The sequence below is a fragment of the Acinetobacter sp. ANC 4648 genome, assembly GCF_002135345.1.
GTDB lineage: Bacteria > Pseudomonadota > Gammaproteobacteria > Pseudomonadales > Moraxellaceae > Acinetobacter.
The window spans coordinates 18,249-30,741 of record NZ_NEGI01000011.1; the positions used below are offsets into that span (position 1 = coordinate 18,249).

The window sequence follows — 12,493 nt, forward strand, 5'->3', positions numbered from 1 at the left end:
TATGTAGCAAAACTACTTTTCGAATTTAAATCACAAAAACTATTTTTTAAGAAAAATATTGTGGATAAATGACTTTTGACACATAATTTTTACACTAATCTGCATTAAAATAAATTTTAAGCGCTTATTTTTTGTAAATTATTCTATCATTGCATGAAATACTAGGCTCGCGAAAAAAGTTATCCACAAAAAATCATAATAATTTTAGTTTATTTTTTATCCAGTTTAAGTGAATTCAGACGAGCTAAATACTTTAAATAGCAATATGCTGTACCATATTAGCCATCATCACCACTAAAAACTTGATTCATACTGAGCTTTAAATTGATATTTCAAGATTTTTATTCTTAATTTTATTCGATTCTACTTGCGAAAATTTAAATAGAAATTGGCCGTTATTTTCTAATTGGATGGATATATTTAAGCCTTTGAGGTTAAATCTTTACATTGATTTTGTTATTTTTAGCAGACTCTTTGTATTCATACGCTCAACCATAACCTAAGCTTATTTTTAATAAAGTTAAATATATAATTATCTTAGATAACTGCAATTTGAGTCAATCGAATCCATTAAATCACCTTTAAGCATGAATATACTGAATATTTGTTACTACATTCACTCTCCTAATTAAACTCATCAAAATATTAACATAACTCAATTGTACTGCGTTCCATGATTATATTCTCTTGCCTTAATGCATTATTATTTTAAAATACTGAAAACCAAAAATTTTAATTCAAATAGTAATGCATTAAAAATCAATTAAATAGACATAACTTTAATCTATTTTAACTCTCTGATTTACTTTGCAAAATCTAAGTTCTACAATTTTCCAGTCTTCTTTAAAGACCCATAATTCTTGAATGATGGTTGCTTCATTTTCTAAGGAAATCGTAATCTTACATTCAGTCAAATCATGATCAAACTCAAATTCTTCACTTAATACATTCGGTTTTTGCGGTTTCCAAACACCATTTTTGACTGCATGTGCAATTTTTTCATAGCGCATTAAACTGCTTTCACTAATCCCTTCTTTTTCATTAATTACTTTAAAACTCTGATCTTCATGTGCTGCTAAAACATCATAATTTCCAGTAAAAAAAGCATTTACCCAACTATCACGTGTTTGTTCTAATTGCCTATCCATAATTATAGCCTCTTGTTTTATATAAAATTAGAGAATTAATCTAATCTTGGCACAGTAATAAGTCAGTTTTATAAAATAATTGAAAATATACAAAGAACATATCATTTTAGATAAAATTTTACCGAATAAAAAAGCACCTCAAAAGGTGCTTTTTTATATTTTGAAATTAATTAAGCATCAATATCGGCATTGAGTGCATTTTCTTCAATAAAGGCACGACGTGGTTCTACATCATCGCCCATTAAGCAAGAGAACATACGATCTGCTTCAATGGCATCATTAATCGTCACTTGTAACATATTACGGTTTTCAGGATCCATGGTAGTTTCCCAAAGCTGTTCCGCATTCATCTCACCCAGACCCTTGTAGCGCTGAATCATCATGCCACGACGCGAGTCAGATAAAATATGTTGCCACACTTGATGGAAAGTTGTGACGTTAATTTTACGCTCACCTTTCTGTAAATACGCACCATCTTCAAGTAAAGTAAACCAACTCTTAGAGTTTTGTAGTAAGCGCTTATATTCACCTGAAGCCAACAAACCAGAATCAAGCAGATAATGATGCGGTAAGTTATGCACATAGACCGTCACACGCGGCCAATAATGCGTCACTTTCTCGCCATCTGCATGCTCTTTCTCAAATGCTTCTAAAGTAATCTCAGGACGTAAACTTGGCTGATATGCCTCAATTGCAGCACGCAATTGTTCAGACCACTGTTGCACATATGCTTGATCATGGTTTTGATCAAGCTTAAATGCTTCTAGACCCAATAAAGCATCAAGTAAACTTGCAGGATAACGAAGCGTTAAACGATTCAAGCTTTTTTGTGACGTTTGATAATCTGCAATCACACGCGCCAAAGCCTCACCACGAATGGCCGGTGCATCTGCGCTGATATGTAGATTTAGTTCATCAATGGCATTCGAAATTAAGTAGGTTTCCAAAGCATCATTATCTTTCAGATATTGCTCTTGCTTACCTTTCTTCAATTTATACAATGGTGGTTGTGCAATATAAATATAACCGCGCTCTACCAATTCAGGCATTTGACGGAAGAAGAAGGTTAATAATAAAGTACGGATATGTGAACCATCTACGTCAGCATCGGTCATGATGATGATTTTATGGTAACGTAATTTATCAGGGTTGTATTCTTCACGACCAATACCACAACCGAGTGCAGTAATTAGCGTACCTACTTCTTGCGAAGAAATCATCTTGTCAAAACGCGCACGTTCCACGTTTAGGATTTTACCTTTCAGTGGTAAAATCGCTTGCATCTTACGGTTACGTCCCTGCTTTGCAGAACCACCCGCAGAGTCACCTTCGACCAAATAAAGCTCAGAAAGTGCTGGATCTTTTTCTTGGCAATCCGCCAGTTTCCCTGGCAGACCCGCGATATCTAACACACTTTTACGACGGGTTAATTCACGCGCTTTTCGTGCAGCATCACGCGCACGGGCTGCGTCAATAATTTTACCCGCAATCGATTTTGCAGCTTGTGGATTTTCTAATAAATATTCAGAGAACGACTTATTCATTGCCTGCTCTACAGCAGTTTTTACTTCACTCGATACCAATTTTTCTTTGGTTTGCGAAGAAAATTTTGGATCAGGTACTTTCACTGACACAATCGCAGTTAAGCCTTCACGAGCATCATCACCCGTCACAGCAACTTTCTCTTTCTTGAGAATATTTTCGCTATCGAGATATTGATTTAAACCACGAGTTAATGCTGCACGGAAACCTGCTAAATGCGTACCACCATCTTTTTGTGGAATATTATTGGTAAAGCAGCGTACATTTTCCTGATAACTATCATTCCATTGCAATGCAACTTCTACCGTAATACCCGTTTCAGTAGATTCAGTGGTGAAGTGGAAGATATCATTCAGGTGAGTTTTGCCTTGGTTAATATATTTAACAAACTCAGCCAATCCACCTTCATAATCAAAGATGTGTTCAGCATCGATACGCTCATCACGAAGTACAATGCGAACACCCGCGTTTAAGAATGAAAGCTCACGTAAACGACGCGCTAAAATATCCACATTGAAAATTGTTTGAGAGAATGTTAATTCACTTGGGTAGAAACGCACCGTCGTACCCGATTCAGTGGTCTCACCAATTTCACGTAATTTATAGACTGGATCGCCATGGCAATATTCTTGTTCAAAAACTTTACCAGCACGACGAATGTTTAATAGTAATTTACTTGATAAAGCATTGACTACTGAAACACCAACACCATGCAAACCACCTGAAACTTTATAACTATTGTCATCAAATTTACCACCTGCATGTAGAATCGTTAAGATTACTTCTGCTGCAGATACACCTTCCTCAGGATGAATATCAGTAGGAATACCACGACCATTATCAGAAACACTAACTGACTCATCCTCATGAATGGTCACAATAATTTCATCACAGTGTCCCGCTAATGCTTCATCAATCGCATTATCGACCACTTCAAACACCATATGGTGTAAACCTGAACCATCGTCAGTATCACCAATATACATGCCTGGGCGTTTACGAACCGCATCTAGACCACGTAATACTTTGATACTAGAGGAGTCATAAGCTTTTTCAATAATTGGTTCTACTTGAGAAGCTGCTTGATCTTCTGAACTCATGGTTTCTCCCTAGTGAAAAATAGCTCTATCCAAAGATGGCTAAAATCTAAAATCATGGCACAACAACTTGAACTTGACCGTGATCGACATTAAATAATTGGTAGGAAATAGACAAATCATGTAAATGTTTTTTTACTGATTCATGGTCTAAAGTAGTCATAAAAACTTGACTACCAAGTTGGCTTAATTGCGCAATTAAACGGCGCTGTGCAGTTAAATCTAATTCTGCTGTCACATCATCTAATAGTACCACAGTTTCCCTATTACAAGCATGTAACATGGCAATTTGTGATAGCTTTAGCGCCATAATCAATAATTTTTTTTGCCCTCTTGAAAGTACCACATCGGCATCTCCCAGAGGGGTTTTAAAGCGTAAATCTGCTCGATGTGGACCATACTCGGTATAGCGTCTATCTAAATCTTTTTGATGATAATTAATCAGATCATTGGCTAAACCACACTCAACATGAAATCCTGCACTATATTCCAATTCAATACTTAAATCGGGTAACAGCTGGGCTAAATCATTCTGCAAATAGATTTTCCATTGCTCAACAATTTCAACGCGTTGTGAATGTAAAATTTCACCATAATCGCTGAGCATTTTGTTCCACGGTTCTAAATCTAACAGGCTTAAGTTGCGTTGCGATTTAAGCAAACTATTGCGTTGTTTTAACGCACGCGAATAATACTGCCAAGCATGGTAAAACTCAGGTTCCACGTGAAACATCAGCCAATCTAAAAGTTGCCTACGTGGCTTAGCACCATGATCAATAATATCGGTACTAAGTGGATCAATCAGCTGTAATGGTAAAAGTTTGGCAAGTTGTCCTTGCGTGGCAACAGTGTCGCCATTAACTTTTATTAGCTGCTCACCCGATGACAGTTTCTGCATACCAATTTTTTCAGTGAGCGATTGTGCAAATACAATCGCATCTGTAGTTTCATTTTGAATGTAGTTTTTAGGTATATGCGTACGGAAAGAACGACCCGTCGCCAACAAATGAATAGCTTCTAAAATTGATGTTTTACCTGAACCATTTTGTCCATAAAAAATATTAAACGGTTGCAAGCCATGCAGTGCAACCGTTTTTAAATTTCGAACACGTTGGATATTTAAACGCGTAATATGCATAGTTAATCTAAATAAATAATCAATTAAACACGCATTGGCATTACGACATAGATTTGATCCTGCTGTGTTGGATCTTGAACCAATACGGATTGATTTGCTTCCGTCATCGTCATAGCAACGTCATCACCATCTAAAACACTTAATACCTCTAGAAGATACTGCGCATTAAATGACATTTCCATTGGAGTATTTGCATACTGAATAGCTAAATCCTCAATCGCTTCATCTTGCTCAGGATTATTGGCACGAAGCTGTAAAGAATCAGCATTAAAATTTAAGAATACGCCACGTAACTTTTCATTACTTAAAATTGCTACACGCTGCAATGATTGTTTAAACACATCATGCGCAATAGTCACCACCTTATCACCACCACGTGGAATTACACGACGATAATCAGGGAACTTACCATCAATCAACTTTGTGGTAAAACGTACAGTAATATCACCTTGTTCCTTATCGCGACTTGGGGTTTGAATTGTGACATTTAAAAGCTCACGACCAATCAATAAAGTTAATTGCTCATCATCGATACTTAATAAACGCTGTAATTCAGCCACGGCTTTACGCGGAACAATCGCTTGAATAGCTTGTGTTGCGGATGAAGAAGCCTTCGTTTCACACAAAGCTAAACGATGCCCATCCGTTGTCACTGCACGTAAGCGATTATCATCAATTTCTAACAAAGTACCAGTTAAGTAAAAACGTACATCTTGTACAGCCATAGCAAATGCTGTTTTTTCAAATAAACGTTTTAATTCACGTTCAGTCACCTGAACTTGAGTACCTTGACTATTTTCAGTAGTTAGTAATGGATAATCCTCAGCAGGTAAGGTCCCTAAAACAAAACGGCTATTACCTGACTTTAAGATACAACGCTGATCTTCCGTAATTTGTAGATCAATCAGCGCAGCCGTAGGTAAAGACTTACAAATATCCATCAATTTACGTGCGGGAACAGTCGTCTCCCCCGCTTGAATACATGCACCGTCATTTAAGGTTGTACTAGCCACCAACTCAACTTCTAAATCAGAACCTGTAATGGTTAAAGCTTGATTTGTCGCTTGAATTTTTACGTTTGAAAGGATGTTCAAAGTGTGGCGACGTTCAACTGCTCCAACCACATGGGATAAAACATTGACTAAGCTCTCTTTAGCGATTTTCAAACGCACGATGGATTCCTCTAAAACTAGGTAATGGGAGACGGGTAAATTTATTTTTTAGCTGTGTACTATGCGGCAGATTATGCCGCATTGCAAGAACAGAATTTGATCAAAAACTAGCTTTGTAGTAAGCGTAATAAGTTCTTATAATCTTCATTAAAGATTGGATCTTCGCCACGTAAACTTTGCACTTTTTCACAAGCATGCATCACCGTACTATGATCACGACCACCGAAGGCCATACCAATTTCAGGGAAACTATCTCCCGTTAATTCACGGGCCAAACCCATGGCCAATTGGCGTGGACGTGCATAAATTCGTGTCCGTTTTGGACCGACTAATTCTTTCAAAGGAATACGGAAATATTCACTCACCACACGCTGAATGTTTTCAGTACTGATGGTTCGTGCACGAATCGCTAAAACATCTTTAAGCGATTCCCGAACCACTTCTAAATCGATTGAAGTACCTTTAAAACGTGAAATAGCGACCACTTTATTCAATGCACCCTCAAGCTCACGAACATTGGCAACCACTTGTTGTGCAATAAATAAAGCACAGTTACGTGGCAAATCAATACCACTACTTTCTGCTTTTTTCAGTAAAATTTCGATTCGCGTTTCAATGTCCGGTGGTTCAACACCGACTGACAATCCCCAAGAAAAACGCGATACTAAACGCGGATCAAGCTCAGTTAATTCTTTAGGATAACGATCAGAAGTTAAAATAATCTGTTTAGATTCATCAAGTAATGCATTAAAAGTATAGAAAAACTCAACCAAACTTGCTTCTTTTCCAGCCAAAAGATGAATATCATCGACCAACAGTAAATCCAAAGAACGGCAATTTTTCTTAAATTCTTCAACTTTACCTTTTTGTAATGAACTTACAAAATCTTGGACAAAACTTTCAGCAGTCATGTACATCACACGTGCATTTGGTTTTGCTTGTAACAATGCATTGCCTACTGCTTGCATCAAATGAGTTTTACCTAAACCTGTCGGTCCATATAAAAACAATGGATTATGTTGAGACTCACCCAGTTGGGTTAAAACTTTTCGACAAGTTTCTGCTGCCATTTGGTTCGAACGGCCTTCAACAAATAAAGCAAAATTAAATAATGGATTGAGCAATCGTTTTTTAGAATTTTTAGGCGATACTGTTTCGTGTTCTTTGTCTTTTTTTGGTTTAGCAATAGTGATTTGAGATGATGAGGATTCTAACGCAGCAGCGGTCGTTGCAGGTTGCTCAGCTGCAGATAAAATTGCACCAGGTCGTGAATCAACTGTAATTTCAACTTTACGAACACGCCCTTCAGACAATTGTTCTGCCAAAATAGAAATTAATTCCAAATGATGCTCTTGAATGTAGCGTGTCCAATATGGATTAGGCGCATAAAGTCGTAATGTCTCTCCAACTTCTTCTGCAACCAAAGGACGAATCCACATTGCATAGACATTATCAGAGAGCTCTTGTCGCAAGCGAGTTAAGCAGTCCGTCCAAAGCATGTGAAACCCCTTATTCAATTCCGTTTTAAATTTAAAAACAATAACCACCCAATATAGGGGGTCGCCATTCTAACCAAGTTATCCACATCTGTCATGACTAATTCAGCTAAATTAGTTCAAAAAATAAAATTACTTTTTAAAATTTAAATTCAAAGCCTTTGTGGATAACCCTAACAGGAGCCTGTGGATAAATTCCAACACAAACTTATCCACAATCCATCAAGGTGATTAAACCACACTTACCCACAAATTAAACCACTGTAAAATAAGTTAAAAAATGTGTTATCAACAGAAAAACAAGACCCTAATAATAATAAATATAAATTTTAAATTTGAATTTATTTATAAGGAGGAAGCTCATCTGTGGATAACCAGCAGGTTTTGAATTTAAATTTAAAACACAATCCAAATTCAAAAGCATACTTGTTTTTATGGATAACTTTGTTGATATGGTTGTGAGTAACTTATATTAACATTATAAAATAAAGAGTTAGCATGTGAATATATATATTTATAGATTTTTGCACATTAATTATTGGATTTCATATTTTTGGCTAAAATTGGAACTTATATGTAACTAAAACCAGTTATACATTGACAGAACAAACAATGCGCAATAAAATCGCGAACCTTTATACAAAGATCATTTTTGGAGTTTCGATATGAAACGTACTTTCCAACCTTCTGAATTAAAGCGTAAGCGTGTTCATGGTTTTCGCGCTCGTATGGCAACTAAAGCTGGTCGTCAAGTTTTAGCTCGTCGTCGTGCAAAAGGTCGTCATAGCTTAACTGTATAAGTAGAGCTCATGACCGACTTGGGTGTTATGCCACTTTATAGTTTCAGTCCAGAGGTGAGACTCCGCTGTGCTGCAGACTACAAAGGTGTGTTTGATGATGCGCTTTTTAAAGTGCATCAACCCCACTTTTTATTTCTTGCAAAATTTACCGAACAACCGAAAAGTCGTTTGGGTTTAGTCGTTGCTAAGAAAAAAGTGCGCCGTGCGCATGAAAGAAATCGAATAAAACGGATTGCACGTGAAAGCTTTCGCTTACATCAACAACAAATTGAATTATTAGATATTGTAGTGATGCCTAAAATAGGTGCAGATGCAGTTTCTAATGCTGAGTTACATCAGCAGTTACAATTTGCGTGGCAAAAATTGCAACGCCTTGTTAAAAAGCACCATAAAACAGTTACTTCTTCCTCTCAAAATTAGAGATAACCAATGGTTCGTTTACTGCATTGGTTAATTCGTTTTTATCAAATTGCGATTAGTCCTTTAATTGGTCCTCGTTGTCGTTATATTCCAACTTGTTCTCAATATTCATTGGAAGCAATTCATGCTTATGGCGCATTTAAAGGTGGTTGGTTAGCAACTAAGCGATTATGTCGTTGTCATCCTTGGGGTGGACATGGTTATGATCCTGTACCTAAGAAAGCAATTCGTTTTATTTCATTTCAGCAAATAGATTCTCAAACGCTTCATGTTGTTGTACCCTTGCGTGAACGTTTTATGAACCAAAATCACTCTAACCATTTGGGGTAATTGTTATGCAACAATGGGCCAGGTTTGCAATTCTCGGGGCCATGTTTGTCACTGCCTATTTATTAATTTTAGCTTGGCAAAAAGACTACGGTCACTCCAGTAATGCTGTGCAGCAACCAGCGGCAGTCGTTTCGCAAAATACCTCACAAGCACATATTGCTTCTGATCCTGCTAAGGCAGATGTTGCAGCTCAAACGGCGAATACTGTTGCTCAACAAAAATTGATTACTGTTAAGACAGATCTTTACAATATTTCTATTAATCCCAAAGGTGGTGATATAGAACGTGTTGAATTACTGAATCATGATCAAAGCAAAGATAGTGATCAATCTTTTGTGATGCTCGAAAATGATTCGACACGTAAATATATCGCGCAGACTGGTTTTAAAGGTTTAAATGGTACGGATAATAATCCGAATGCTCGACCTTTATATGAAGTAGAAAAAACGGTATATAATTTAACTGATGCTAAATTAGTTAAGAATAAAGACGGTCAAGAAGAGAAAATCATTTCAGTACCATTAGTATATAAAACTAATGATAATGTTGAAGTGATTAAAACGTTTACCTTTAAACAAGGTGCGTATCCAATTTCTGTCAATCATCAAGTGATTAACCGTAGTCCACAACTATGGCAAGGTCAGTTGTATGGCAATATTGTTCGCGATAATTCAGAGGATCCTGGTAAGTCTGATCAAGGTATTTTCACTTTAGGCACTTATTTAGGTGGTGCTTGGGGTACGCCTGAAGAGCCTTACAATAAATTAAAATTTGCGAATTTTAGTGATGAAAAATTGCATAAAGAAGCTCAAGGTGGTTGGGTTGCAATTGTTCAGCATTATTTTGTAAGCGCTTGGATTCCTGGAGACTTTAATGGTCAACCATTTAAAGCGACTCTTGAATCGAATAAAGATAATAATTTAAATGTGATTGGTTTCACTTCTCCTGCGATTAATGTACCCGCAGGTACTTCAATGGCGATTGATGCAACTTTCTATTCAGGTCCAAAAGTTCAGTCTGAATTGAAAGATTTGGCTGTAGGTTTAAACCAAACTGTTGATTATGGTTGGTTATGGCCGATTGCTAAATTATTGTTTATGGGCTTACAGTTTTTCCATAACATTGTAGGTAACTGGGGCTGGTCAATTATTTTATTGACTATTTTAGTGAAACTGATTCTTTGGCCATTGTCGTCTAAGAGCTATCGCTCTATGGCAAAAATGCGTGTGATTGCACCTGAAATGCAACGCATGAAAGAAGAATTCGGTGAAGACCGCATGCGTTTCTCTCAAGAAATGATGGCACTTTATAAACGTGAACAAGTTAATCCGCTTTCAGGTTGTTTACCATTATTGATTCAAATGCCAATTTTCTTAGCATTGTATTGGGTATTGATGGAATCTGTAGAACTTCGTCATGCACCATGGATGCTTTGGATTCAAGATTTGTCTGCAATGGATCCGTGGTTTATTTTGCCGTTGATCATGGGTTTAACCATGTTTATTCAGCAATCGTTGAATCCGCAACCTGCTGATCCAATGCAAGCCAAAGTGTTCAAAATTATGCCAATTATGTTTACAGTATTTATGCTGTTCTTCCCTGCTGGCTTAGTTTTATACTGGATTGTGAACAACTCAATCACGATTTTGCAACAAAGCTTTATTAACAAAAGTGTTGAAAAAGCGCGTTTGAAGAAAGATGTAACTTCGGCTGATTAGTCTTAACTGAATAGCTGAATAAATCCGCTTAAGATGGTAATCTTAGGCGGATTTTTTATTGTTTTGAAATAGAGAAATTTGAATGACCAGTTTAGCGACTCAAACCACGATTGCTGCAATTGCGACTCCACCTGGTCGTGGGGGTGTGGGCGTGATTCGTCTATCTGGACCTAAGGCTTATGCAATTGCTGAGGCTTTAACACAAAAAACTTTACCCAAAGCGCGCTTTGCAGGTTTTCGTCAATTTTATGATGAGCATAGCGAAGTCATGGATGAAGGTTTAGCGATTTGCTTTCCGAATCCGCACTCCTTTACTGGTGAGGATGTCGTGGAGTTGCAAGGGCATGGTGGGCCTGTGATTCAAAATGCATTGTTAGGGCGCTTATTGGAACTTGGGGCAATTGCGGCAAAAGCAGGTGAGTTTTCCATGCGTGCCTTTGAAAATGGCAAAATGGATTTAGTTCAAGCAGAAGCCATTGCTGATTTGATTGATGCAACTTCTCAAGCGGCTGCACGTTCTGCTGTACGTTCATTGCAAGGTGCTTTCTCAACGCGGGTAAATACCGTTTTAGAAAAATTGATTCATCTACGTTTACATGTTGAAGCTGCGATTGATTTTCCAGAAGAAGAAATCGATTTTTTAGCGGATGGAAAAATTCTAGCATTACTTGAAGATGTACAATCTTCGGTGACTTCAGTTCAGCAATCTGCTCGTCAAGGGCAGTTATTGCGTGAAGGCTTACAGGTGGTAATTGCAGGTAAACCCAATGCAGGTAAGTCTAGCTTATTGAATGCTTTAGCTGGGGTTGATCGTGCCATTGTGACTGATATTGCAGGTACAACTCGTGATGTTTTACATGAAAAAATAACCTTAAATGGCTTGCCGATCACTTTAACAGATACTGCTGGTTTGCGTGAAACTGGTGATATTGTCGAGAAAGAAGGGATTCGTCGTGCAATTCAAGAAATTGAACAAGCTGACTTGTTGCTCTTGGTCTATGATTTAAGCCAAGGGGAAGATCCACTCGAACTTGCTAAAAATTATTTTGCTGAACATCTTGAGCCAAAACGTTTAATGTTAATTGGAAATAAATGTGATTTAACCGATCAAAAGCCTCAGTTAACTGATTTTCAGGGCTTACGCCATATTACTGTTTCAGCGAAGCAAGAAATGGGTGTGCAAGTGCTTATAGACGCTGTAACAGTACATGCGGGTTTCCAGCCTGAAGAAGATACCTTTATTGCACGAACTCGTCATCTAGATGCAATGAAGCGCACGCAGCAGTATCTGGCGGAAGCACATGAACAGCTGACTGTTTATCATGCTGGTGAGTTGGTTGCTGAGTCGTTACGTCTAGCGCAAAATGCTTTAGCTGAAATTACCGGTGACTTTAGTGCGGATGATTTATTGGGTGAGATTTTTGGTTCGTTTTGTATTGGAAAGTAATTTCAAATTTAGCCATTTTTTTAATAAATTTTAAAGCTAATTAAACAGCATTAAGTGATAATAACTTAGTGCTTTTTTATTGTACTTATATAGATTTAAGACTATTTATACCATATAACAATCAGCAATATTTTAAAATAATCAGTAATAAACCCGTCAAAATTTTATCTAAGTTGTTCTTGTTT

The 12,493-nt window shown here is 37.1% G+C and carries 10 protein-coding genes; 5 read left to right on the forward strand and 5 right to left on the reverse strand.

Annotation, left to right across the window (positions count from 1 at the left end):
• Positions 1-779 precede the first annotated feature (779 nt).
• The 5 genes from B9T27_RS14355 to dnaA all read right to left on the reverse strand — a co-directional run bounded on the left by B9T27_RS14355 (position 780) and on the right by dnaA (position 7,596).
• Complete coding sequence (locus B9T27_RS14355) at positions 780-1,148, reverse strand: hypothetical protein (protein ID WP_086207491.1); 369 nt, start codon at positions 1,146-1,148, stop codon at positions 780-782.
• 170 nt (positions 1,149-1,318) lie between these two features.
• Entirely contained in the window at positions 1,319-3,790 is a 2,472-nt protein-coding gene (gene gyrB / locus B9T27_RS14360) for a DNA topoisomerase (ATP-hydrolyzing) subunit B (protein ID WP_086207492.1), read from the reverse strand.
• 52 nt (positions 3,791-3,842) lie between these two features.
• Positions 3,843-4,925 carry a DNA replication/repair protein RecF gene (gene recF, locus B9T27_RS14365; RefSeq protein WP_086207493.1) on the reverse strand — a complete coding sequence of 361 codons (1,083 nt, stop codon included), beginning with the start codon at positions 4,923-4,925 and terminating at the stop codon, positions 3,843-3,845.
• 23 nt (positions 4,926-4,948) lie between these two features.
• The gene (gene dnaN, locus B9T27_RS14370; RefSeq protein ID WP_086207494.1) at positions 4,949-6,097 is read right to left on the reverse strand and encodes a DNA polymerase III subunit beta; all 1,149 of its coding nucleotides are present in this window, start codon (positions 6,095-6,097) and stop codon (positions 4,949-4,951) included.
• Positions 6,098-6,204: 107 nt separating this feature from the next.
• Complete coding sequence (gene dnaA / locus B9T27_RS14375) at positions 6,205-7,596, reverse strand: chromosomal replication initiator protein DnaA (protein ID WP_086207495.1); 1,392 nt, start codon at positions 7,594-7,596, stop codon at positions 6,205-6,207.
• 662 nt (positions 7,597-8,258) lie between these two features.
• Here dnaA and rpmH point away from each other — a divergent pair.
• From rpmH to mnmE, 5 genes are all read left to right on the forward strand, one after another.
• Positions 8,259-8,393, forward strand: coding sequence for a 50S ribosomal protein L34 (gene rpmH, locus B9T27_RS14380; RefSeq protein WP_000831329.1), 135 nt, complete (start codon positions 8,259-8,261; stop codon positions 8,391-8,393).
• A gap of 27 nt (positions 8,394-8,420) precedes the next feature.
• The gene (gene rnpA / locus B9T27_RS14385) at positions 8,421-8,813 is read left to right on the forward strand and encodes a ribonuclease P protein component (RefSeq protein WP_086207516.1); all 393 of its coding nucleotides are present in this window, start codon (positions 8,421-8,423) and stop codon (positions 8,811-8,813) included.
• A 9-nt stretch (positions 8,814-8,822) separates the two neighbouring features.
• The gene (yidD, locus tag B9T27_RS14390) at positions 8,823-9,143 is read left to right on the forward strand and encodes a membrane protein insertion efficiency factor YidD (protein ID WP_086207496.1); all 321 of its coding nucleotides are present in this window, start codon (positions 8,823-8,825) and stop codon (positions 9,141-9,143) included.
• A gap of 5 nt (positions 9,144-9,148) precedes the next feature.
• Entirely contained in the window at positions 9,149-10,861 is a 1,713-nt protein-coding gene (gene yidC, locus B9T27_RS14395; protein ID WP_086207497.1) for a membrane protein insertase YidC, read from the forward strand.
• An 82-nt stretch (positions 10,862-10,943) separates the two neighbouring features.
• Positions 10,944-12,308 carry a tRNA uridine-5-carboxymethylaminomethyl(34) synthesis GTPase MnmE gene (mnmE, locus tag B9T27_RS14400; protein ID WP_086207498.1) on the forward strand — a complete coding sequence of 455 codons (1,365 nt, stop codon included), beginning with the start codon at positions 10,944-10,946 and terminating at the stop codon, positions 12,306-12,308.
• The last annotated feature ends 185 nt before the right edge of the window (positions 12,309-12,493 follow it).